20 protein-coding genes are annotated in these 22817 nt (G+C 68.8%); 6 read left to right on the top strand and 14 right to left on the bottom strand.

What is annotated here, in order from left to right; genetic code table 11:
- Positions 1-23: 23 nt before the first annotated feature.
- The 10 genes from era to ACZ6SF_RS16720 form a co-directional block, all read right to left on the bottom strand.
- Entirely contained in the window at positions 24-932 is a 909-nt protein-coding gene (gene era, locus ACZ6SF_RS16765; RefSeq protein WP_466063035.1) for a GTPase Era, read from the bottom strand.
- Positions 925-1275, bottom strand: coding sequence for a cytidine deaminase (locus tag ACZ6SF_RS16760; protein WP_466063034.1), 351 nt, complete (start codon positions 1273-1275; stop codon positions 925-927). Before ACZ6SF_RS16760 ends, era begins: the two co-directional genes overlap by 8 nt.
- A complete protein-coding gene (locus ACZ6SF_RS16755) occupies positions 1268-2590 on the bottom strand; it encodes a hemolysin family protein (RefSeq protein ID WP_466063603.1) in 1323 nt (440 codons plus the stop codon). The genes ACZ6SF_RS16760 and ACZ6SF_RS16755 overlap by 8 nt, the downstream gene beginning before the upstream one ends.
- A gap of 5 nt (positions 2591-2595) precedes the next feature.
- The gene (gene ybeY / locus ACZ6SF_RS16750; protein WP_450004103.1) at positions 2596-3165 is read right to left on the bottom strand and encodes an rRNA maturation RNase YbeY; all 570 of its coding nucleotides are present in this window, start codon (positions 3163-3165) and stop codon (positions 2596-2598) included.
- A gap of 127 nt (positions 3166-3292) precedes the next feature.
- Positions 3293-5449 (bottom strand): PhoH family protein, encoded by a 2157-nt coding sequence (locus tag ACZ6SF_RS16745; protein WP_466063602.1) that lies wholly within the window; start codon positions 5447-5449, stop codon positions 3293-3295.
- Between the two features lie 213 nt (positions 5450-5662).
- Positions 5663-6403, bottom strand: coding sequence for a 16S rRNA (uracil(1498)-N(3))-methyltransferase (locus ACZ6SF_RS16740; RefSeq protein WP_466063033.1), 741 nt, complete (start codon positions 6401-6403; stop codon positions 5663-5665).
- 4 nt (positions 6404-6407) lie between these two features.
- Entirely contained in the window at positions 6408-7565 is a 1158-nt protein-coding gene (gene dnaJ / locus ACZ6SF_RS16735) for a molecular chaperone DnaJ (RefSeq protein WP_466063032.1), read from the bottom strand.
- Positions 7566-7745: 180 nt separating this feature from the next.
- Positions 7746-8777 carry a heat-inducible transcriptional repressor HrcA gene (hrcA, locus tag ACZ6SF_RS16730; RefSeq protein ID WP_466063031.1) on the bottom strand — a complete coding sequence of 344 codons (1032 nt, stop codon included), beginning with the start codon at positions 8775-8777 and terminating at the stop codon, positions 7746-7748.
- Positions 8778-8976: 199 nt separating this feature from the next.
- Positions 8977-10182, bottom strand: coding sequence for a radical SAM family heme chaperone HemW (gene hemW / locus ACZ6SF_RS16725; RefSeq protein WP_466063030.1), 1206 nt, complete (start codon positions 10180-10182; stop codon positions 8977-8979).
- 24 nt (positions 10183-10206) lie between these two features.
- Positions 10207-10635 carry an SgcJ/EcaC family oxidoreductase gene (locus tag ACZ6SF_RS16720; RefSeq protein ID WP_466063029.1) on the bottom strand — a complete coding sequence of 143 codons (429 nt, stop codon included), beginning with the start codon at positions 10633-10635 and terminating at the stop codon, positions 10207-10209.
- A 187-nt stretch (positions 10636-10822) separates the two neighbouring features.
- Here ACZ6SF_RS16720 and ACZ6SF_RS16715 point away from each other — a divergent pair, with 187 nt between their 5' ends.
- The 6 genes from ACZ6SF_RS16715 to ACZ6SF_RS16690 all read left to right on the top strand — a co-directional run bounded on the left by ACZ6SF_RS16715 (position 10823) and on the right by ACZ6SF_RS16690 (position 16550).
- Positions 10823-10924 carry an Ms4527A family Cys-rich leader peptide gene (locus tag ACZ6SF_RS16715; RefSeq protein ID WP_450002885.1) on the top strand — a complete coding sequence of 34 codons (102 nt, stop codon included), beginning with the start codon at positions 10823-10825 and terminating at the stop codon, positions 10922-10924.
- 129 nt (positions 10925-11053) lie between these two features.
- A complete protein-coding gene (locus tag ACZ6SF_RS16710; protein ID WP_466063028.1) occupies positions 11054-12787 on the top strand; it encodes a nitrite/sulfite reductase in 1734 nt (577 codons plus the stop codon).
- Positions 12784-13548 carry a phosphoadenylyl-sulfate reductase gene (locus ACZ6SF_RS16705; RefSeq protein WP_466063027.1) on the top strand — a complete coding sequence of 255 codons (765 nt, stop codon included), beginning with the start codon at positions 12784-12786 and terminating at the stop codon, positions 13546-13548. Before ACZ6SF_RS16710 ends, ACZ6SF_RS16705 begins: the two co-directional genes overlap by 4 nt.
- Positions 13545-14477 carry a sulfate adenylyltransferase subunit CysD gene (cysD, locus tag ACZ6SF_RS16700; protein ID WP_466063026.1) on the top strand — a complete coding sequence of 311 codons (933 nt, stop codon included), beginning with the start codon at positions 13545-13547 and terminating at the stop codon, positions 14475-14477. The genes ACZ6SF_RS16705 and cysD overlap by 4 nt, the downstream gene beginning before the upstream one ends.
- Before the next feature lies 1 nt (position 14478).
- A complete protein-coding gene (locus ACZ6SF_RS16695; protein ID WP_466063025.1) occupies positions 14479-15807 on the top strand; it encodes a sulfate adenylyltransferase subunit 1 in 1329 nt (442 codons plus the stop codon).
- On the top strand, positions 15807-16550 hold the full coding sequence (locus ACZ6SF_RS16690; RefSeq protein WP_466063024.1) for a sirohydrochlorin chelatase: 744 nt from the start codon (positions 15807-15809) through the stop codon (positions 16548-16550). The genes ACZ6SF_RS16695 and ACZ6SF_RS16690 overlap by 1 nt, the downstream gene beginning before the upstream one ends.
- A gap of 10 nt (positions 16551-16560) precedes the next feature.
- Here ACZ6SF_RS16690 and ACZ6SF_RS16685 read toward each other — a convergent pair whose 3' ends face one another.
- From ACZ6SF_RS16685 to ACZ6SF_RS16670, 4 genes are all read right to left on the bottom strand, one after another.
- Positions 16561-17358: an HAD family hydrolase gene (locus ACZ6SF_RS16685; RefSeq protein ID WP_466063023.1), complete on the bottom strand. Its 798-nt coding sequence runs from the start codon at positions 17356-17358 to the stop codon at positions 16561-16563.
- 71 nt (positions 17359-17429) lie between these two features.
- The gene (locus tag ACZ6SF_RS16680) at positions 17430-19370 is read right to left on the bottom strand and encodes an Hsp70 family protein (RefSeq protein ID WP_466063022.1); all 1941 of its coding nucleotides are present in this window, start codon (positions 19368-19370) and stop codon (positions 17430-17432) included.
- 513 nt (positions 19371-19883) lie between these two features.
- On the bottom strand, positions 19884-21473 hold the full coding sequence (locus ACZ6SF_RS16675; protein ID WP_466063021.1) for an FAD-dependent oxidoreductase: 1590 nt from the start codon (positions 21471-21473) through the stop codon (positions 19884-19886).
- An 18-nt stretch (positions 21474-21491) separates the two neighbouring features.
- Positions 21492-22505 carry an AurF N-oxygenase family protein gene (locus ACZ6SF_RS16670; RefSeq protein ID WP_466063020.1) on the bottom strand — a complete coding sequence of 338 codons (1014 nt, stop codon included), beginning with the start codon at positions 22503-22505 and terminating at the stop codon, positions 21492-21494.
- Positions 22506-22817 lie beyond the last annotated feature (312 nt).

The following is a 22817-nucleotide window of genomic DNA, read 5'->3' as shown; positions in this document are numbered from 1 at the left end:
GCCGCGATCACGGAGCCCGGGGATCAGAAGCCGAGCTTGCCCAGCTGTTTGGGATCGCGCTGCCAATCCTTGGCGACCTTCACGTGCAGGTTCAGATAGATCCGGGTGCCGAGGATGTGCTCGATCTGCTTGCGCGCGTTCGTCCCGACCTCTTTCAGCCGGCCGCCGCCCTTGCCGATGATGATGGCCTTCTGGCTCGGCCGTTCCACATACAGCAGCGCGTGCACATCGAGCATGTCCTCGCGCTCCTCGTAGGGCAGGATCTCCTCGATCACCACCGCCAGCGAATGCGGCAGCTCGTCACGGACCCCCTCCAGCGCGGCTTCCCGGATGAGCTCGGCCATCAGGGTTTCCTCAGGCTCGTCGGTGAGCTCGCCGTCGGGATAGAAGGCCGGTCCGGGCGGCATCTCGGCAGCGACCACGTTCACCAGCACTTCGATCTGCTCACCCTTGGTGGCCGACACCGGAACCACCTCGGCCTCCGGGCCGAGCAGTTCGGAGACCGCCATCAATTGGCGGGCGATCTGCTCCTTGCCCACCTTGTCGATCTTGGTGACCACACCGATCAGGGTGGTCTTGGGAGCCATCTGCCGGACCTGCTGCACGATCCAGCGATCGCCGGGGCCGATCTTCTCGTCCGCCGGAATGCACAGCGCGATCACATCCACCTCGGAATAGGTATCGCGGACGAGATCGTTGAGACGCTGCCCCAGCAGTGTCCGGGGCCGGTGCAGCCCGGGGGTGTCCACCAGGATGAGCTGGGTGTGCTCGCGGTGCACGATGCCGCGGATGGTGTGCCGGGTGGTCTGCGGGCGCGAACTGGTGATCGCGATCTTCGCGCCCACCAGCGCATTGGTCAGCGTCGATTTACCGGTATTGGGCCGGCCGACGAAACAGACGAAACCGGAACGGAACTCACCGCTCTCAGGCATCACTGGCCTCGTAACCCTCGGCGATATCGAATACCGTACCGGCGGCGTCGGCGAAGATGATGCGGGCGCCGGCCGAGACCTCCCGCACCGCCGCGACCCCGGCGTCGGCGAATTTCCCGCCGATCACCACCGCCGCTTCGAAACCCTCGGCGCCGCTGGAGATCGCCGCCGCGACCGCCGACTGCAGGGCGGTCAACCGCAGTGCCTGCAACCCGACCTCCCCCGCGGCGTAGGTGCGGCCGTCGGTATCGCGGATCGCGGCGCCCCCCGATCCGCCCGTCCGCCCCAGCGCACCCCGGGCCAGCACCACCAGCTTGTTGTCCTCGGTATCCAGTTCACTCATCGCCTGCTCCCTCGTCCTGTCGGGTGGACGGGCGATCCCGTTCCGATCCCGGATCGGTTTCCGAATTCTGCTCCGGCGCCCGGCCCACCACCACGGTGTGCACCCGGACCCGGCCACGGGCGTCCGCGCCGCCCTCACCACGTAGTTCCAGACCGTGCGCGACGACCTCGGCGCCCGGTAGCGGCACCCGGCCCAGTTCGTGCGCGAGCAGGCCGCCGACGGTGTCGACCTCTTCCTCGTCGATCGGCAAACCGTACAGCTCACCCAGGTCGGCGACCGGTAGCCGGGCCGAAACCCGGTACCGGCCCGGTTCGATCTCCTCGATGGGCGGGGTCTCGTCGGTATCGTATTCGTCGGCGATCTCGCCGACGATCTCCTCGAGGACATCCTCGATGGTGACCAGTCCAGCGATACCGCCGTATTCGTCCACCAGCAGCGCCATATGGTTGCGGCGGCGCTGCATTTCGTCCAGCAGATCGTCGAGCGGTTTGGAATCGGGCATGAACACCGCGTCGCGCTTCACCTCGCGCACCCGCACACTGCGACCGCGATCGGCGTAGGGCACCAGATCCTTCAGGTACACCACACCCAGGATGTCGTCGACGTTCTCCCCGATGACCGGTATGCGGGAGTGCCCGCTGCGCACCGCCAGCGACATCGCCTGCGCGACCGATTTATCGGCCTCGATCCAGACCATCTCGGTGCGCGGCACCATCACCGCGCGCGCGATGGTGTCGCCCAGTTCGAACACCGACTGGATCATGCGGCGCTCGTCGTCGGCGACCACACCGCGTTCGCGCGCCATATCCACCACTTCGCGCAACTCGATCTCCGACGCGAACGGGCCGTTGCGGAAACCCTTACCGGGGGTGATCGCGTTACCGAGCAGGATCAGCAACCGGCTCACCGGTCCCAGCAGCGCGCCGATGAACTGCAGCGGCAGTCCCGCGGCCAGAGCGATGGAATAGGCGTGCTGGCGGCCCAGGGTCCGGGGCCCGACCCCGATCACCACGTAGGACACCAGCACCATCGCCACCGCCGTCACCAGCAGCGCCCAGCCGCTGTCGAGAAAACTGCTCAGCGCGGCGGCCAGCAGCACGGTCGCGGTGATCTCGCAGAGGATGCGCAACAGCACCATCAGGTTCACATAGCGGGGCCGGTCGTCGACGATCCGGCTCAACCGCACCGCGCCGGGACGCTCGCTGCGCGCCATATCGTCGAGCCGGGCCGGTGACAGGGTGTTCAGCGCCGAATCCACCGCGGCGAACACTCCGCCGACCGCAGCGAGCAACGCGGCGAACAGCAGCAGGGTCATCTCGTTCACGCGTGCGCGTCACCCGGCCACGAACGCCCTTCGTCGGGCGCCGCGAAACCCGTTTTGCCCAGCAGGCGGGCATCGCGGGCGGCGAGTTCGGCCCGCCGGGCCGCGTCACGCAGTTCCTCGTACCACTGCTCGAGCAGCCGGGCCTGCAGGCCGAACATCTCCTTCTCCTCGGCCGGTTCGGCATGGTCGTAGCCGAGCAGATGCAGGACACCGTGCACGGTCAGCAGTGCCAGTTCGTGGTCGAGGGAATGCCCGGCCTTCGCGGCCTGGTCCAGGGCGAACTCGGGGCAGAGCACGATATCGCCGAGCATGGAGGGCCCCGGTTCGGGGCTGTCGGGGCGGCCACCGGGTTCCAGCTCGTCCATCGGGAACGACATGACGTCGGTGGGCCCGGGCAGGTCCATCCAGCGCATATGCAGGTCGGCCATGGTGTCGAGATCGACCAGCACCATGGACAGTTCGGCGGCCGGGTGGACGTCCATCCGGCCGATCACGAACCGGGCGACGCCCACCAGGTCTTCCTCGGGAACTTCCATACCCGACTCGTTGGCGATCTCGATACTCACCTGGTCAGCCTAAAGGGTGGCGCCGGCGAGAACCCAGCCGACGTCCGGGCGCCGCCACGACGAATGCGGAGGCGCCGCCCCGTCCCGGACCGCACACCCGAACCGGAGCGCGTCCCGGCATCGGACGCTACCGGCGCGCGGTCCGGCCCGCCGCCCGCCGCTGGGCCCGGTTCCCGGACATATGCGGCGGCCCTACCGGTGGACGCGTTTCCGATTCGAACTTCTCGTAGGCGTCCACGATGTCCGACACCAGCCGGTGCCGCACCACATCGCTGCTGGTGAGCTGGGCGAAATGGATATCCTCGATATCGGTGAGGATCTCACTGGCCGCCCGCAGCCCCGACCGCGACCCGTGCGGCAGATCCACCTGGGTGACATCGCCGGTGACCACGATCTTCGACCCGAATCCGAGTCGGGTCAGGAACATCTTCATCTGCTCGGCGGTCGTGTTCTGCGCCTCGTCCAGAATGATGAACGAATCGTTCAGCGTGTTGTGGGTGAGCAGAAAGTCTTCGGTCACGTAGAGCGAGTCCTGCGCCGCGACCTGGATGCACACCGCCTCCTCGGTCCCCGCCGGCTCGATCCGGTCGATGAAACGCATCGGCCTACCACCGCCGGCCGCGTACTTCTCCGCCTTGCGAGCCAGCCTGAACGGCTCGATCCCCGCCGGCAACCGGATATCGATGACGTGCGCGTTGTGCCGATAGTGCACCGGCCGGCCCTTCGCCATTCCGGGAGTACGGCCCTGCGCCGCACGGACCCGGGTGTAGGCGACGCCGCCCAAGGAACGCACCAGGAAGAGGACGTCGTCGCGCAGGCGATCCGACACCGTCGTGTACTGGATCCGGCATGTCCGCGCCGACTGCGTTACGGGGCCGCCGTCGGAATCGAGCAGTCCTTGCAGCACTGCGAGTCGCACCGACACGTCGTTGTACAGGTATTCCCGGGGAACGAACTTCGTATTCGAACGGGTCCCTGCCAGACCCAGCTGCCTGGCCACCCCGGTGATCGGGTTCTCCAGCGTCACCGGCTCACCGGCCTGCCGGTCCCGCCTCAGCACGTAATCCACGCCGGATACCCGCCGCACGGCGATTCCCGGTACCGCCGCCACAAGCTCTTGCACGAGTTCCGGATCGTTCGTGGCGAACGATGGAGTGGTCTTGCCCGTCAGGCATCCATCACCCAGGAGGAGCCCGAGCGCATAGGGATCCATCGGCACCGGCGTCTCCGGAAAACACACCGGCGCGCCGAGCAGCGGAAGCTCGTAGCGGTGGTAGTGGGCCGCGCGCAGGTTACCCACCATCTCTCGGGTCTCGAGAACCCGCGGCGGCTTGCCGCGGCGACGATCGTCTCTGGTGTAGACCGACCACAGATGATCCGCGGACGCGAGGGTCGAGGCACCGTCCTGGGTATGGACCCGGTAGATCTCCTTCGGTCCTTGCGGGTACACCCCGAGCACCGGGGTGGGCCGACCGTCGGACCCGACGACCAGATCACCGACCTCCAGATCGCCGATCGGCCGGAAACCCTCCGGCGTCAGGACCTTGGTGAACAGCGGCTGGGCACGCCCGCGCATGTACGCCAGGGGCGCGACCTCGATCACACCGGCCGCCATCAGCTTGGGGATGGCCTCGGGGTCCATCATGTCGTGCAGGGCGTCGTAGAGCGGGCGCAGATACGGGTCGATCTTCTCGTTGAGGGTGCCGGGCAGAAAGCCCAGCCGCTCCCCCGCCTCCACCGCGGGGCGGGTGAGGATGATCCGGTTGACCTGCTTGGTCTGCAGGGCCTGCACGGCCTTGGCCATGGCCAGATAGGTCTTACCGGTACCGGCCGGGCCGATCCCGAATACGATCGTGTTCTCGTCGATCGCGTCGACATAGCGCTTCTGGTTGAGCGTCTTGGGCCGGATCGTCTTCCCGCGCCGGGACAGGATGTCCAGGCTGAGAACCTCCGCCGGGGATTCGGCGCTGCCCTCGGTGAGCATGGAGACGGTGTGACGTACCGCTTCGGGGGTGATCACCCGGTTCCGGCCGGTCAGGGCCACCAGTTGCTCGATCACGCGTTCGGCCAGCGCCACATCGCCCGCGCGTCCGGTCAGGGTGACCAGGTTGCCGCGTACGTGCACATCGGCGGATAGCAGTTCTTCCAGCTCGCGGAGGTTCTCGTCGGCGGATCCGAGGAAGGGGAAAACCGATTCCGGGGCGAGTTCGATACTCGAGCGGACGGTGCGGGCCGGAGGCTCCGAAGTGCCGTTCCCGGCCGGGGAGGGATTCTGATCGCCGATATCGCCTTGTGATCGCACGTAGTCGCTATGGCCTGCTTTCCGGTCTCGGAGCTGCGGTAATGCACGCTGATGGAGCTGGGTGCGAATTCTGTCGCTGCCCAGAGTCTAACTCTCGGCCCCGGCACGTCCCAGTGGAATATCGGCTGCCCACAGCGCCGCGGAGCGGGAGGATCACGGTTTCACCCGACGTTCACCCGCGCGCCGGCGCCGCGTTCACCAGCGCGCGGTCAGGGCTCCGAGCGCGCCCAGCGCCACCGCCGCCGCGGTCGAGGTGCGCAGCACCGTGGGACCCAGCCGCACCACATCGGCCCCGGCCCCGGCCAGTGCCGTCAGTTCGGCATCGTCGAGTCCACCTTCCGGGCCCACGATGAGCATCGCGGCCGGCGCCGCCGCCCACGGCAGCTCGGTGAACGCGGCGGTCCCCGATTCGTGCAGCGCGGCGACCACCGCACCCTGGGCCTTCGCGGCCCGGACGGCGTCGGCCACCGCCGGTGTCCGGTGCAGGGCGGTGACCTCCGGAATGTAGGCCCGCCGCGACTGCCGGGCCGCGCCCCGCGCCGCGGTCCGCCATTTGGCCACGCCCTTGTCCGCTTTGGTCTCCCAATTCGATACGCAGCGCGCGGCCTGCCACGGCACGATCAGATCCGCCCCGGCCTCGGTCATCAATTCCACCGCCAGCTCCGAACGCTCGGATTTCGGCAGGGCCTGGACCACCGTGACCGCCGGGGACGCGGGCGCGGCGCGCTCCCGGTCGTGCACCAGCAGTTCGAGGCGGTCCTTCTGCGCGGCCACGACCTCCGTACGCGCCACCACTCCCCGGCCGTCGGACAGCGTGATCGGTTCCCCGGCCCGGATCCGGCGCACCGTCGCGGCATGACGGCCCTCGGGCCCGTCCAGCAGCGCGACGCCCCCGGGTTCCGGGATCTCGTCCAGGTAGAAGACCGTGGCGGCCATGGCCTCAGCGTCCGCTGAACGACGCCCGCAACCGGGCGAACAGGCCGCTGTTGTGTTCGGACTGCGCCGACATCACCTCGGCCTTGTCCTTGGCCCGCAGCCCCTTGTATTTGCGCAGCAGGTCGGTCTGCTTACCGTCCAATTTGGTCGGGACGACGATATCCAGATGGGCCATGAGGTCGCCGCGGGCGCTGGAGCGCAGCCGGGGCATCCCGTGCCCGCGCAGCACCGAGATCTCTCCGGGCTGGGTTCCCGGCGAAATGCTCAACTCGGTGGGCCCGTCCATGATCGTGTCGATCACCACGGTGGTTCCGAGCGCGGCGTCGACCATCGGCACCCGGACCGTGCAGTGCAGATCGTCGCCGTCGCGCACGAACACATCGTGCGGCTGTTCCACGATCTCGACATAGAGGTCACCGGCATGGCCGCCGCCGGGGCCGACCTCGCCCTGCGCGGCCAGGCGCACCCGCATCCCGTTGGCGACTCCGGCCGGAATGGGCGCGGCGATCTCGCGGCGGGCGCGCACCCGGCCGTCACCGCCGCATTTGTGGCAGGGATCGGGGATCGTCTCGCCGGCACCACGACAGGTGGGGCAGGGGCGGGAGGTGAGCACCTGACCGAGGAACGACCGCTGGACCGACTGGACCTCGCCCGCGCCGCCGCAGGTCTCGCAGCGCACCGGCTTGGAATTGCCGTTGGTACCCGCGCCCTGGCACAGGTCGCAGAGGATCGCGGTGTCCACGGTGAGGTGCTTGGTCACCCCGACCGCGCATTCGGCCAGGCTCAACCGGGTCCGCACCAGCGAATCGGCGCCCGGCTGCACCCGGCCGCGGGGCTTGCGGGCGCCACCACCGGCGCCACCGCTCATCCCACCGAAGAACGCCTCGAACACATCGCCGAGACCGCCGAACCCGGCGCCGCTGAATCCGCCCGCGCCGCCGCCGGCCTCCAGCGGGTCACCGCCCATATCGACGATGCGGCGCTTCTCCGGATCCGACAGCACCTCGTAGGCCGCGGACACCTCCTTGAACCGCGCCTGCGCCGCCTCGTCCGGATTCACGTCGGGATGCAGTTCGCGAGCCAGCTTGCGGTAGGCGCGTTTGAGCTCTTGGTCGGAGGCGTCCTTGCCGACACCGAGCATTCCGTAGTAGTCCCGTGCCACTTGAGTTCTCTTAGTCCTTGGTCGCTGTCCACGGCTCCGGCGCGCTCGGCCGGCCGCGTGGCTCGTGATGGGTGTCGCCGCCCGCTGATGGGGTTAGTCGGGTCGACTCAACTTTATCCGGTCGAAAGGCCGAGTCTACTGGCGCGCCACGCACGGGGTCGCGGGCCCCTGGGTGAGCGCTCAGCGTTCCGCGAGGACTTCGCCGATGTAGCGGGCCACCGCGGCCACCGACGCGATGGTGCCGGGGTAGTCCATCCGGGTCGGGCCCAGGACGCCCATTCCGCCGAGGACCGCGCCCGCGGCGCCGTAGCCGGTGGTGACGACCGAGGTGCCGCGCATCTCCTCCACCTGGGTCTCCTCGCCGATCCGTACCGTGACGGTACCCGGCTGCTGGGCCGCGGCGAGCAGTTTGAGCACCACGACCTGCTCTTCGAGGGCTTCCAGGACGGTGCGCAGCGACCCCGGGATACCGAAGTCGCCGGCGTTGCGAGTGAGGTTGGCGGTGCCGCCGAGTACGAGACGTTCCTCGGGGTGTTCGACGAGGGTTTCCACCAGCACCGTGGAGACCTTGATCAGCACGTCGCGCAGTTTCGGCGGCGCCTGTTCCGGGAGTTCCGCGACGGCCGCCGAGGCCGTGGCCAGGCGCTTCCCGTCCATGGCGCCGCCCAGCATGCCGCGTAGCGCGGCCAGGTCCTCGTCGTCGACGACGGTGCCGAGGTCCACGAGGCGCTGGTCCACGCGCCCGGTGTCGGTGATCACCACCAGCAGCAACCGGGCCGGGTTCAACGCCACCACTTCCAGGTGGCGCACCGTCGAGGCCGAGACCGTCGGGTATTGCACCACCGCGACCTGGCGGGTGAGCTGGGCGAGCAGGCGGACACCGCGGCGCAGGACGTCGTCGAGGTCCACGCCCGACTCCAGGAACTGCATGATCGCCTTGCGTTCGGCCGGCGAGAGCGGTTTCACCTCGGCGATCCGGTCCACGAACTGGCGATAACCCTTGTCGGTGGGGATGCGCCCGGAACTGGTGTGCGGCTGGGCGATATAACCCTCTGCCTCCAGAACCGCCATATCGTTGCGGACGGTCGCGCTGGAAACGCCCAGATTATGGCGTTCTACCAGCGTCTTCGAACCGATGGGCTCCTTGGTGGAGACATAGTCGGCGACGATCGCCCGCAGGACCTCGAAGCGCCGATCCTCGGTGCTCGACATCGACCCACCTCCTAGCCTTACCGCGCGTCGATGTGGCCGGCCGGCGCCCGGGTCTCGCGAACCCGGCTCACGTACCACCGGGTTCGTTACCAGTGTAGTTGCGCCGCCCGTTCACTCGGTGTCTGTAGTGGCGCACAGGATAACGTCGCGGGCGCATGATCGAAAAGCATAAGGGCGATCACCGCGCGGAGACGGTCGCTCAGCCGAGGAGGTCCCGGACTATTCCGTCGGCGAGCAACCGCCCGCGATCGGTGAGGATCAGCCGGTCGCCGATGATCGTGACCAGCCCGTCGGCGCATACACGCCGCGCCGCCGCGTGACCGGCGGCGTCGAGATCGGTCAGCGGCAGGCCGCTGCGCAGGCGCAGGGTGAGCATGATGCGCTCGAGGTAGCGGTCGTCGCGGGTGAGCGCCTCCCAGCCCGCGGCGGGGAGGCCGCCACCGGCGACCTGATCGGCATAGCGGGCCGGATGCTTCACATTCCACCAGCGCACTCCGCCGAGGTGGCTGTGGGCGCCCGGGCCCGCGCCGAGCCAGTCGCCGCCGTCCCAGTAGCCGAGATTGTGGCGGCAGCGCGCGGCGTCGCCCGCGGCCCAGTTCGACACCTCATACCAGGTGAGTCCGGCGGCTTCGAGCCGGGCGTCGATCCGTTCGTAGCGGGCGGCGAGCACGTCCTCGTCGGGGGCGGGCAGTTCTCCGCGCCGCACCCGGCGGGCCAGCGCAGTGCCGTCCTCGACGATGAGCGAATAGGCCGAGACGTGGTCGACGCCCGCTTCCAGAACTGCGTCCAGGCTGGCGTCCAGATCGCTGTCGCGTTCGCCCGGGGTGCCGTATATCAGGTCGAGGTTCACATGATCGAATCCGGCGGCGCGCGCCTCCCGGGCGGCGGCGACGGCGCGGCCCGGCGTGTGGGTGCGGTCCAGGACCGCCAGCACGTGCCGCGCGGCCGATTGCATCCCCAGGGAGACCCGGGTGAATCCGGCGTCGCGGATCCGTTCGAAGAACGCCGGCGCCGTCGATTCGGGGTTCGATTCGGTGGTGATCTCGGCGTCCGGGGCGAGGGTGAACTCCGCCCGGATCGCGTCGAGCACCCCGGCCAGACCGTCGCCGCCCAGCAGCGAGGGTGTGCCGCCGCCCACGAAAACCGTCGCCACCTCCGGTGTCGCGCTCGGCAGCGCGTCGAATTCGCGGGCCGCGGTCGCCAGTTCCCCGCGTAGCGCGTCGGCCCACGACTCGGTGGAGGCGGAGGTGCCCAGCTCACCGGCGGTGTAGGTGTTGAAATCGCAGTAACCGCAGCGGGTCGCGCAGAACGGCACATGGATATAGATGCCGAAGGGACCGCCACCGAAATCGCGCAGCACCGGAGCGGAGGCGTCGGTGGGCGATGCGGTGGCGGCGGGGTTCACCTCTCCAGTGTGACCGCGGGCGGCTCAGCCCTCGACGACCGGGGTGTTCTGGTTCGCGGTGAGCATCCAGCGGCCGTCCTCTCTGGTCATGACATACATGGGCGTGCCCTCGCTCGCCGGTTCACCGGCGCCGCCGGCGTAGCGCTGCCGGACCTTGACGGCCGCCACATCGGGGCGCAGGAACAGGATGTGCTCGACCTCATAGGTCGCGTGACCGTGTGCGCTCGCGCCGGGCAGCACCCGTGCGGTGAACTCCGCGATGGCGGCCCGGCCGTAGAGACGTTTGCCGTGGCCGGTGGTCCAGATCGCGTCGGACCGGAAGAGTCCGGCGAATCCGGCGACGTCCTCCTCGGCCTGGGCGCGCGCGACCGCGGCGACCACCGCGTGGATCGCGGCGGTCGCGGCGTCGATATCGGCGGGGCCGTGGGCGGTATGCGTAGTTTCGATCGTCATGACCCCGAGCCTGCAACCTCGACCGAAGTTCAGGTCAACCGCGGAGGTCATGATGATCCGTCCCGGGAGCCGTTGGCTGCGTAAATATGACGGCCGTCACAAATAGAACGGTAGAACCAGGGAATTTCCCGCTTGTTCGCGGGAAATACTGGTAGGGCGGTCGGAACCCCGGCTCCGGCATGGCACAATGGGTCGCATGCGCGCATCCGGAGTACGACTTGTGGCACGTCGCCACGTCGACTTCAAGCGTGTCTGCAGCGCCTGTTGTCTGCCCGGTTCCGCCCGGTAGCTCAGCTGCGCCTTCCCGGATTCTCCGGCGATTCCATTCGAGGATTTCGGCCCGCTGACACCGCGGGCGCGAGTCCAGCCCCTCGCGCCCTCAGCACGGACGTAAGCCCAACCCAGCAGGAGCGACTTCATGACGTCGAGCACCGACGCCACCACCCCCGCGAAGGCCGAGGCCCCCGCCGCCCGCCCCGCGCGCGCCCGCACCGGTAAGCCGGTGCGCCGCCGCGCCGAGGGCCAGTGGGCGCTCGGCTACCGGGAACCGCTCAACCCGAACGAGCAATCCAAGAAGGACGACAACCCCCTCAACGTCCGCACCCGGATCGAGAACATCTACGCCAAGGGCGGCTTCGACAGTATCGACAAGGGCGATCTGCGGGGCCGCTTCCGTTGGTGGGGTCTCTACACCCAGCGTGAAGAAGGCTACGACGGCACCTACACCGGCGACGAGAACATCGATCTGCTCGAAGCGAAGTACTTCATGATGCGGGTGCGCTGCGACGGCGGCGCGCTGAATGTCGCGCAGCTGCGCACGCTCGGCGGTATCTCCACCGAGTTCGCCCGCGATACCGCCGACCTCTCCGATCGCGAGAACGTCCAGTACCACTGGATCGAGATCGAGAACGTGCCCGAGATCTGGAAGCGGCTCGAGGGCGTCGGCCTGCAGACCACCGAGGCCTGCGGCGACTGCCCGCGTGTGGTGCTGGGTTCCCCGCTGGCCGGGGAATCCTTCGACGAGATCCTCGATCCCACGCCCGCCATCGACGAGATCGTGCGCCGCTATATCGGCAAACCGGAGTACTCCAACCTGCCGCGCAAGTTCAAGACCGCGATCTCGGGCCAGCAGGACGTGGTGCACGAGATCAACGATGTCGCGTTCATCGGCGTGAACCATCCCGAGCACGGCCCCGGCCTGGACCTGTGGGTTGGCGGCGGGTTGTCCACCAACCCGATGCTGGCCCAACGGGTCGGCGCGTGGGTGCCGCTGGACGAGGTGCCCGAGGTCTGGGAGGCCGTGGTCTCGCTGTTCCGCGATTACGGCTACCGCCGGCTGCGCACCAAGGCGCGGCTGAAGTTCCTGGTCAAGGACTGGGGTATCGAGAAGTTCCGCCAGGTGCTCGAGGACGAGTACCTGAAGCGCAAACTGGTCGACGGCCCGGCGCCGGAGAAGCCGAGCCGCCCCATCGACCACGTCGGTGTGCAGCGACTGCGCAACGGCCTGAACGCTGTCGGGTTCTCCCCCATCGCGGGCCGGGTCTCGGGCAGCATTCTCACCCAGGTCTCCGAGGCCGTCGAGCGCGCCGGGTCGGACCGGATCCGGTTCACCCCGTACCAGAAGCTCATCGTGCTCGACGTCGCCGACGACAAGGTCGAACAGCTCATCGCCGAACTCGAACCGCTGGGTCTGCAGGCCCGGCCCTCGGTGTGGCGGCGCAATCTGCTGGCCTGCAGCGGAATCGAATTCTGCAAACTGTCCTTCGTCGAAACCCGCAAACGGTCCCAGGTGCTGGCGCCGGAGCTGGAGCAGCGGCTCGCCGATATCAACGCCCAGCTCGATGTGCCGATCACCATCAACATCAACGGCTGCCCGAACTCCTGCGGCCGGTCCCAGATCGCCGATATCGGATTCAAGGGCCAGCTGGTCGACGACGGTGACGGGAATCAGGTGGAGGGCTTCCAGGTTCATCTGGGTGGCAGCCTCGGCCTCGACAGCGCCTTCGGACGCAAACTGCGCCAGCACAAGGTGACCAGCGCCGAACTCGGTGACTACATCGAGCGCGTGGTCCGCAACTTCGTCAAACACCGCGAAGGCGGGGAACGGTTCGCGCAGTGGGCCGTTCGCGCCGAGGAAGCCGATCTGCGATGAAACCCGCGAGCGTGGTGACGGGAGAACCCACTGTGACAACCGAGCAGAAACAGCTGCCCACCAAACTGAGCACCGAGGAGCTGAAGGCGCTGGCCGAGCGCGGCGCGGCCGAACTCGGCCCGGACGCTTCCACCGAGGAGCTGCTGCGCTGGACCGACGAGAACTTCGGCAGCGGCTATATCGTCGCCTCGAATATGCAGGACGGGGTGCTGGTCCAGCTGGCGGCCGAGGTCCGGCCCGGAGTGGACGTACTGTTCCTCGATACCGGCTACCACTTCGCCGAGACCATCGGCACCCGCGACGCCGTGGAGGCGGTGTACGGGGTGAACGTGGTCAACGTGCGGCCCGAACACACCGTCGACGAGCAGGACGCTCTGCTGGGCAAGGATCTGTTCGCCCGCGATGCCGGCGAATGCTGCCGCCTGCGCAAGGTGGTGCCGCTGCGCAATTCCCTGGCGCCCTACAACGCGTGGGTCACCGGTATCCGCCGGGTGGAGGCCCCCACCCGTGCCAACGCCCCGCTGATCTCCTTCGACGAGGGTTTCGGGCTGGTGAAGATCAACCCGATCGCGCCCTGGTCCGACGACGAAATGCAGGACTACATCGAGAAGCATTCGATTCTCGTCAATCCCCTGGTGGAGGAAGGGTATCCGTCCATCGGCTGCGCTCCGTGCACACGGAAGCCGGAGCCGGGATCCGATCCGCGAAGCGGCCGCTGGGCCGGCCTCGCCAAGACCGAATGCGGGTTACACGCGTCATGACCAAAGCACTCAGCACCGAACGCTCCATCGGACTCTCGGATTTCGACACCCTGGCCGCGCTGGAATCGGAAGCCATCCATATCTTCCGCGAGGTCGCGGGCGAGTTCGAGCGCCCGGTGATCCTGTTCTCCGGCGGTAAGGACTCCACCGTCCTGCTGCACTTGGCGCTCAAGGCGTTCTGGCCGGCACCGCTGCCGTTCGCGCTGCTGCACGTGGACACCGGGCACAACCTGCCCGAGGTGCTCGAATTCCGCGACCACGTGGTGGCGAAGTACGGCCTGCGGCTGCATGTGGCGAGTGTGGAGGACTACCTCGCCGACGGCCGCCTCACCGAACGCCCCGACGGTATCCGCAACCCGCTGCAGACCGTGCCGCTGCTCGACGCCATCAGCGAGAACCGGTTCGACGCGGTCTTCGGCGGCGGCCGCCGCGACGAGGAACGCTCCCGCGCCAAAGAGCGGATCTTCTCGCTGCGCAACGCCTTCGGCCAGTGGGACCCGAAGCGGCAGCGGCCCGAACTGTGGAACCTGTACAACGGCCGGCACGCGCCGGGCGAGCATGTGCGGGTGTTCCCGCTGTCCAACTGGACCGAACTCGATATCTGGCGCTATATCGCCCGCGAGAACGTCGAACTGGCCACCATCTACTACGCCCACCAGCGCCCGGTGTACCAGCGCGACGGGATGTGGATGACCCCCGGCAGCTGGGGCGGACCCGACGACGGCGAGGTGCTCGAGACCCGTTCGGTGCGGTACCGCACCGTCGGCGACGGTTCCACCACCGGCGCAATCCTGTCCGACGCCGCCGACAACGAGGCCATCCTGGCCGAGGTCGCCGCTTCCCGGCTGACCGAACGCGGTGCGACCCGTGGCGACGACCGGGTCTCCGAAGCCGCCATGGAAGACCGTAAACGAGAGGGTTACTTCTGATATGTCCGACCTACTGAGGCTGGCCACCGCCGGTTCTGTCGACGACGGCAAGTCCACGCTGGTCGGACGTCTGCTCTACGACACCAAATCCGTGCTCGCCGACCAGATCGACGCGGTGACCCGGGCGTCGGTGGACAAGGGCCTGTCCACTCCGGACCTGTCGTTACTGGTGGACGGGCTGCGTGCCGAACGCGAGCAGGGCATCACCATCGATGTCGCCTACCGCTATTTCGCGACCCCGCAGCGGTCGTTCGTGCTGGCCGACACCCCGGGCCACGTGCAGTACACCCGCAACACCGTCTCGGGCGCCTCGACCGCGCAACTGGTGATCCTGCTCGTCGACGCCCGTAAAGGCGTGATCGAGCAGACCCGCCGCCATGCCGCGGTCCTGGCGCTGCTGGGCGTGCCGAAACTGGTGCTGGCGGTGAACAAGATCGACCTGGTCGGGCAGGACGAGCCCAGCGAGCAGGCGCAGCAGGCCGCGGCGGCGAAGGTGTTCGCGGAGATCTCCGCGGAGTTCTCCCAGCTCACCCGCACCCTCGGCTGGTCGGACGAGGATGTGCTGGAGATCCCGGTCTCCGCGCTGCACGGCGACAATATCGCCGCCCGGTCGGACAAGACCCCGTACTACAGCGGTCCGTCGCTGATCGAGCATCTCGAATCGGTGCCGGTGGATGCCGACAACTCCGGCGAGCACGCCGTCGGCCTGCGGTTCCCGGTGCAGTACGTGATCCGGCCCCGCACTCCCGAATACCCGGACTACCGCGGCTACGCCGGGCAGATCGCGGCCGGGTCGGTGGCCCCCGGTGACGAGGTCGTCGTCCTGCCCTCGGGTATCCGCACCTCGGTGGAGCGGATCGACACCCCCGACGGGGAACTCGCCGTCGCCCAGGCCGGTCGCAGTGTCACGCTGATCCTGACCGACGAGGTGGATATCTCCCGCGGCGACACCATCGTCTCCCCCGGCGACGCCCCGGAACCCGTCGACACCTTCGACGCCACGGTCTGCTGGCTCGGCGACAAACCGCTGCACGCGGGTGCGCGGCTGCTGCTCAAGCACGGCACCCGCACCACCCAGGCCATCGTCGGCGCGCTCACCGAACGCTTCGACGAGCAGCGGCTGGCAGCCGATCCGGCCCCGGAATCCCTGGCGCTCAACGATATCGGCCGGATCTCACTGCGGGTCGCCGAACCGATCGCGGCCGACGACTACCGCACCAACCGGCACACCGGCAGTTTCCTGCTGATCGATCCGGCGGGCGGGAACACTCTCGCGGCCGGACTGGTCGGGGATGTGCTCACCGCGGTCGAGGTCGGATCCGAGGCTTGATGCCACCCACTCTGCTCGCGGTGGCCCACGGCAGCCGGGATCCCCGCTCGGCCGCCACGGTCACCGCGCTGCTGGAGCGGATCCGGGCCGCCCGCCCGGAGATACCGGCGCGGTTGGCGTTTCTCGACCTGAACGCGCCCTCGGTCGGGCAGGTTCTCGATTCCGTCGCGGCAACCGGGCAGACCCGTGCGGTGGTGGTGCCACTGCTGCTCGGCAGCGCGTACCACGCCCGGGTGGATCTGCCCGCGCTCCTGGCCGAGGCGTCGGCCCGGAATCCGCGGCTGCACCCGGTGCAGGCCGATGTACTCGGCGCGGATCCTCGCCTGCTCGAGGTCTTGCGCGATCGGGTTCGGACCGCCTGCGCCGACAACGGGTGGGATCCCGCCCGGCAGCGGGTCGGGATCGCGATGGCCGCGGTCGGATCGTCCTCGGACGCGGCCAACCGCGCCACCGCCCGGGTGGCCCGGCGGCTCGCGACCCGGACCGGGCTGCCGACCGAAGTATGCTTCGCGACCGCGGATCCCGCGCTGCCGCGGGCGGCCGCCCGGCTGCGCGCCCGCGGCGCCGACCAGGTGCTGGTGGCGCCGTGGTTCCTGGCGCCGGGGTTGCTCACCGACCGGTTGCGCGCCCAGGCACCCGGCCTCCCGCACGCGGCGGTTCTCGGGCCGGACCCGCTGACCGCCGATATCGTCTGGGACCGCTACGACTCCGCGCTCACCCGCGCGCTACCTCTCTCCGCCTGACCGGCACCGCTCAGAACCAGCGTTCCAGGACCGCCGCCACGCCGTCCGCGGTGACATCGGCGGTGACCTCGTCGACCACCTCGTGCAATTCGGCCGGGGCGTTCGCCATGGCCACCGAATGCCCGGCCCAGGCGAACATCTCCCGATCGTTGAACCCGTCACCGATGGCGAGCGTCGCGGCCCGCGGGATATCGAGTAGTGCGCGCAACCGTTCGAGGGCCCAGCCCTTGGAGATCCCGTGCCGGGAGATGGTGAGCCACGGCCCGAACTCGCCGTATACCCAGCTGATATCCGGTATGGCCAGTTCGTCGATGAGCCGGCGCATCTCGGAGGTGGATCCCTCGGGCCACCAGCAGTTCAGGCGCGGCGTCGGTTCGCTGCCGAGGGTGAGATCGTCGACCACCAGGTATTCACCGCCCGGGTAGTACTCGCCCGGGCTCGCGCCCGTGGCCCACACCCCCTGCCCCACCCGTTCGGCCGTGAAGATCATCTCCGGGAACAGTTTCCGCAGCGCGGCGACCGCGGGCGCGGGATCGAAATGATGGACCGCGACCGGATCCGTGCGCTCGATATCCAGGTGCACGGCCCCGTTGGAACAGATGGCGTGCCCCCGGACCAGGCCGAGTTCCTCCAGTACCGGCCGCGTGGTGACCATGGTCCGGCCGGTGCTCACCACGATATGCGTACCCGTGGCCACGGCCGCGCGCACCACCCGCACCACCCGGTCGCTCACCGGCGTACCGGTTTTCAGCAGTGTGCCGTCCACATCCAGCGCGATCAGCCGCGGCGGGCCCCCGTCAACCTCCACGGAATCGATTGTGCCGCGCCTACCCCGGGGTGGCACGGGGTTTTCGCGGGAAAGGCCGGGGACCACCGATATCAGTTGCGAGACCCGCCCCGCGACGAGCCACCCCGTGATGAACCGCCGTCGCCGCCGCCGGAACGGGAGCCGCCCGAATCCGAACCGCCGGAGGTGGATTTCGAGCCGCCGGAGGAATCGCCGGCCCCGGATGAGTCGCCGCCCCCGGAGGAATCGCCTCCGGAAGAGCCTCCTCCGGCGGAATCACCGCCGGAATCGGAACCGCCGGAGTCACCTCCACCGGAGGAATCACCGCCCCGGCCACCTCCGGAGTGACCCGAATCGCCGCCGTGCCCGGACGACGAATCCGAACCCCCGCCGGACGAGGAACCGCCGGAACCGGAATCCGACCCGCCGGCGCCGGAATCGCCACCGGTCCCGCTTGTCGCCCCGCCCTGATCACCCGCCTCCGAACCCGCCCCGTCCCCGGATCCGGGCCCCGGATCTCCGGCCCCCGGAGCCGACCACCCGCCCTGATCACCGGACCAGCTACCGCCATCGGACCAGTTGCCGCCATCGGACCAGCTCCCGGGTGCGGGAATCTGCGGTATACCCGCACCTCCGGGCCCACCGTCGTCCGGTGACCCGCCCGGATCCAGCTCTCCCCCACCGTCCTGCGACCCGTCCGGTGCCGAATCGGGCGGGTCGCCCGCGCCGCTGCCGGGCGCGCTCCCGGCCCCCTCGTCCCGATCCCGGCCCGGCGTCGTCGCGGGCCGTTCCGAGGGCAGCGGATGAGCGAACCGGCTGGGCTCGTCTTCACGGTGCGCCGCGGGCAGTTCGTGACTGTCGCGGGCCGAGTTGTGGGTCCCGGAGCCCGCCTCGGCGGCCCGGTCGGAGCGGGCGTGTTCCGTACGATCCGCGGATCCCGCTCCCGGCATCGGCGGCCCGTACGGGCGCGAGGACGCCGCCGGCGCGACCAGGGCGCCCGGGTCGAGCGGCGCGTAGGAGACGGTCCAGCCGGTGGCGGAGCGCTCCACCCGCGCTTCCCCGTGGATCTCGTACCGGACCGCGCCCGGGCTCTGCAGCGGAATCCGGTCCTGGTCCACCGGACCGGTATCGGCCGGGCCGTTGCCGAGGATGGTGGCCGCGGACATGGCCACGGCGGAGAACAGGGCCGCGCCCGAGAAGATCGGCGGATGTTTGGCCCGCGACGATCCGGTAGCGGCCACGCTCTCCGCCGCCATCGCGGCCGCGCCGAGGGCCACGCACTGTCCGGAATCGGCGGCGATCGTCACCGGCAGACCCAGTTCGGCGAGGGTCCCGGCGACCTGCGGCGGCCGGGCCGCGCCACCCACCACGAGCACCCGGGCGATATCGGAGAGCGACACCCCCGCCGAACGCACGGCGCTGCGCACCACCTCGAGCGAATCCCGTACGTGTTCGCGGCGCAGACCCTCGGGGTTGACGAACGACATGAGCGATACCGCCCCGGTCGCGGGTTCGGCCGGGCCGATGGCGCGATCGCCGGCGCACCGGGCGATCAGCGCGCCCAGCGGGCGGCCGCCGAATTCGTAGGAGCGCACCGGTTTTCCCACCACCGGATGGTCCGGCCAATCCGGTCCGGTACGCACGACGGAGACGTCGAGGCTGTTACCGCCGAGGTCGTAGACCAGGACGAATCCGGTGTCGAGCGGACCGTGCTCGGTATCGAGCCAATGCGCGGCGGCCACCGGTTCCGGGACCAGTTGCACATGTCCCACACCGGCGAGATCCAGACTCTGGTTCAGCAGTTCGAGGTGTTTGCGTGAATATCCGGCCGGATGGGTGGCCACCACCCCGGTGGCCGGCTCCGCGGCGACCAGCCCCTGCACCACCGAGGCGAAGATCGTGGCCGGCGACCAGATCCGCCCGTCCACGTACACCGATTCCGGGTTGCGGCCGAGATCGGCGAATTCGCTGACCGCCGTGGAGAACCGGGTGATTCCGCCGAGCCGCGCGGTGCCGCCGCTGTCGAAACCCACGGCCGTTCGCCGGGTTCGCACCGCGGGGCGGGAGCCCTGAGCACCGACTCGTGCCGAGACCACGTTCACCGTGCCGATGCTTATGCCCAGCCCAGAAGTCATTTGCCATCCCGTCAACGCACCGAGACCACGTCCTTCGAAGAGCCATGGGCGCGGTCGTTTTCCAAACAGCGACCACAGGTTAGCTGCAACGGTGCGGTGAAATCCAATAAACGGCAAGGAAAGCCGAAGTTACAGAACGCATCCCCGATAATCGCCCCGGAAACAAACCGGCAGTTCATATCGCCGGATTCCACACATACGGCCATGAACTGCGAAGATGATGCGATCACAGGCGGACAGCACCCTGTCCGGACCACTGTCCTCCCGTAAGCCCCACTGACACTGGAATAGTCGGAATACAGTGCATACCAACCAGTAACCGATCAGTAGCCTATTTCGCTCAATTCGATGCGGCAAAAAGAAAACCGCCCGCCCGGCACAACGCCGGGCGGGCGGATGCGAAGTGATTGCTCAGGCGCGGCTGAACAAGCGCCGCACGGGTTTTCCGGTGTTCGACACCGCACCCGCGGCCCGCGCCTGCGGGCGGCGCTGCCGGAGCAGCCGGTCGAACGCCGCGGCGCTGCCCGCGGGTTCGGCGAGCCGGCCCGCGTTGAAATCGTCGGCCAGCTGCCGCACCGTTTCCTGCGAGCAGGACTTGTTGGTACCGATGAATCCGGTGGGCCCCCGTTTGATCCAGCCCGTCACATACGCGCCCGTGACCGCGGCGCCGTCCGGCCCGTCGAGCACCCGGCCCGCCCGGTTCGGGATGATCCCGCGCTGCTCGTCGAACGGCAGACCCGGCGTGGGCACACCCCGGTAGCCGACGGAGGTGAGCACCAGCCCGGTCTCCAGCAGATCGAGATCACCGGTACCGACGGCGCGCACCCGGCCGTCTTCGCCGGTCACCGATTCGGTGCGCTCCACCTCGATCCCGGTGACCCGGTCCGGGCCCAGGATCCGGGCGGGGGCGCTCTGGTACCGGAAGACGATGCGCCGGCGCTGCCCGAACGGGCGGTCACCGACCTGCCGCAGCAGTTTCAGTTTCTGTTCCAGCTGGTAGGGCAACTTGCCGGTGAGCGTGGGCAGATCACCCTCGATCGCGATATCGACGTCGGCGCCCAGCAACCCGACGAATTCCGGCACGGTGAAAGCGGATTCGGCGGGCCCGCGCCGGCCCAGCACCACGACCTCACGCACCGCGCTGTGCCGCAGCGCCTCGAGCGCGATCGGTGAGATGGCGGTTCCGGCCAGCCGCTCCGGATCGGTGGTCAGGATACGTGCCGCGTCCAGCGCGACGTTACCGTTGCCGACCACGACCACCCGCGGCTGCGAGAGGTCGAACTCGTGGTCCAGATGGTCGGGGTGCCCGTTGTACCAGGCCACGAATTCGGTGGCCGAGACATTCCCGGCCAGCCCTTCGCCCGGGATGCCGAGTTTGCGGTCCGAGGACGCGCCGACCGCGTAGACCACGGCGTGGTGATAGGCCAGCAGTTCCTCGTGCGAGATGTGCTTCCCGACTTCGATATCGAAGTAGGACCCGAAGCCGGGCTGCCGCGACATCACATCGAACAACTCCGACACCTGACGGGTCTTCTCGTGATCCGGCGCCACTCCGTAGCGGGCCAGCCCGTAGGGCACCGGCAGGCGGTCGAAAACCGTCACCCGCACATCCGGCTGCGTGAGCAGTTCGTCGGCCGCGTACATCGCCGACGGCCCCGAGCCGACGACGGCCACCCGCAGCGGGCCGCGTCCGGCGGTGTCGACGGCCGCGGCCGGTACCGGCGGCGCCAGCAGCGGGCGGGGCCTCGACTGCCGGTAGAAATCGGCGTTGATCTCGATGAAAGGCTTCTGCTCGTCGGTCAGTTTCTTCGACGAGGTGATGGCGTCCACCGGGCACGCCGACGCGCACGCGCCGCAGTCCACGCACGCGGCCGGATCGACGTAGAGCATCTCCGCGGTCCGGAAATCGGGTTCGTCCGGGGTGGGGTGGATGCAGTTGACCGGGCACGCGTAGACGCAGGACGCGTCGCTACAGCACGACTGGGTGACGACGTAGGGCATCGAGGTGCTACCGCCGGCTCAGGCCGCTTTGCCGGACGCGGCGCGCAGCGGCTCGGACCGGTAGCGGGTGGTGTGGCCGTCGATCCCCAGCGCCTTCCAGACCCGCTTGGAGATGGGGTTGATCAGGCCGATCTCCTTGGCCAGGGTGCGGACGTCGCCGAAGTAGTCGCTGAAGGTCTGCTTGGCGTCGTCGGAACCGTGGAACAGTTCCTTGCGCACGTTCTTCGGGATATCGAATTCGTCGAAGAACGCCTTGGGCGGTGTCACGATCGCGCGACCCAGGATCCACATGACGATCGGCATCGCGATCGACAGCACGAACTTGTTGGTCCGCGACGATTCCGGGACGTGCCGCTTGAGGAATTCGTGGGCGAAGGAGATGTGCCGGGCCTCCTCGGCCACATGGATGGCCATCACGCCGCGCATGATGGGGTGGACATCCTCCCCGGAGCGCAGCACTTCCTTCTGGATGTGGTCGATCGGCTCCTCGCCGCCCAGCACCGCCATGAAGAAGAGGTTCGGGAACGCCACCGCGACCGGCACCGCGATATGGCGGAACTGCCGCACCAGCGGGCCCATACCGGGTACGTCCACGCCGATCCGGTTCACCATCTCCTGGAACATCAGGGTGTGGTTGTGCTCCTCGATCATCTCGTGGGAGCAGTAGCGGAATTCGGGATCACCGTTGGGCAGACCGAAGACGTGCTGCATCATGCCGCTGATCAGGATGGCCTCGAATTGCAGACCGACCTTCGCGACATTGGCCTGGCGGTATTTGCCGAGGGCGATCTGCTTGTCCTTCGGCAGCGCCTGATACCAGGGGTGCCGGCCGACGGTATCGCCCGAGATCGGCAGGATCCAGCGCTCGGGGCGGGCGTCGGCGTCGAAGTCGGGATTGTCCCAGTCGATGTCCTCGAAGGGATCGAAGTTGCGGTTGACCGAACCCTCCGACAGCAGCAACAGCTTTTCCGCGTACTCCTGGGCCTGGGCGACCAACTGCTCGTCGGACACCGTGGTGGCTGAGGACGTCATCGTCACTGCCTCTCGTCGATGATTCGGGCGCATATCTGTAATCCATAGTTACAGCTACACCCAGGTACGTCAACTCTGTCGGCGCCGCCTCCGGCGTCGCAGGGTCGAAGCCCCCTTGTGTCCTGTGTTTCCGCCCTCGAGACTCACGGCTACACCGCCTCGCTTCGAGGCCGGAAACACAGGACGGGCCTCGACCTCTACGGGCAGGTCACACCCACGGGCGGGGCCCGCCCCGGTTCTGGAGCGACCAGAGGGAGGGAGCGCAGCGACCGACCGCCGGGAGTGAAGAACCGGGGTTAATAGGGCCCCGCC

The organism is Nocardia sp. NPDC049935 (genome assembly GCF_055586645.1).
The sequence above is the reverse complement of the archived record's forward strand: the minus strand, read 5'-3'. Positions and strand labels throughout refer to the sequence as shown.

What these genes read in the sequence shown, in the direction of transcription:
- era (WP_466063035.1), bottom strand. Translation starts at nt 932, where the DNA reads ATGCCTGAGAGCGGTGAGTTCCGTTCCGGTTTCGTCTGTTTCGTCGGC.
- ACZ6SF_RS16760 (WP_466063034.1), bottom strand. Translation starts at nt 1,275, where the DNA reads ATGAGTGAACTGGATACCGAGGACAACAAGCTGGTGGTGCTGGCCCGG.
- ACZ6SF_RS16755 (WP_466063603.1), bottom strand. Translation starts at nt 2,590, where the DNA reads ATGACCCTGCTGCTGTTCGCCGCGTTGCTCGCTGCGGTCGGCGGAGTG.
- ACZ6SF_RS16740 (WP_466063033.1), bottom strand. Translation starts at nt 6,403, where the DNA reads ATGGCCGCCACGGTCTTCTACCTGGACGAGATCCCGGAACCCGGGGGC.
- hrcA (WP_466063031.1), bottom strand. Translation starts at nt 8,777, where the DNA reads ATGTCGAGCACCGAGGATCGGCGCTTCGAGGTCCTGCGGGCGATCGTC.
- ACZ6SF_RS16720 (WP_466063029.1), bottom strand. Translation starts at nt 10,635, where the DNA reads ATGACGATCGAAACTACGCATACCGCCCACGGCCCCGCCGATATCGAC.
- ACZ6SF_RS16715 (WP_450002885.1), top strand. Translation starts at nt 10,823, where the DNA reads ATGGGTCGCATGCGCGCATCCGGAGTACGACTTGTGGCACGTCGCCAC.
- ACZ6SF_RS16710 (WP_466063028.1), top strand. Translation starts at nt 11,054, where the DNA reads ATGACGTCGAGCACCGACGCCACCACCCCCGCGAAGGCCGAGGCCCCC.
- ACZ6SF_RS16705 (WP_466063027.1), top strand. Translation starts at nt 12,784, where the DNA reads ATGAAACCCGCGAGCGTGGTGACGGGAGAACCCACTGTGACAACCGAG.
- cysD (WP_466063026.1), top strand. Translation starts at nt 13,545, where the DNA reads ATGACCAAAGCACTCAGCACCGAACGCTCCATCGGACTCTCGGATTTC.
- ACZ6SF_RS16695 (WP_466063025.1), top strand. Translation starts at nt 14,479, where the DNA reads ATGTCCGACCTACTGAGGCTGGCCACCGCCGGTTCTGTCGACGACGGC.
- ACZ6SF_RS16690 (WP_466063024.1), top strand. Translation starts at nt 15,807, where the DNA reads ATGCCACCCACTCTGCTCGCGGTGGCCCACGGCAGCCGGGATCCCCGC.
- ACZ6SF_RS16675 (WP_466063021.1), bottom strand. Translation starts at nt 21,473, where the DNA reads ATGCCCTACGTCGTCACCCAGTCGTGCTGTAGCGACGCGTCCTGCGTC.
- ACZ6SF_RS16670 (WP_466063020.1), bottom strand. Translation starts at nt 22,505, where the DNA reads ATGACGTCCTCAGCCACCACGGTGTCCGACGAGCAGTTGGTCGCCCAG.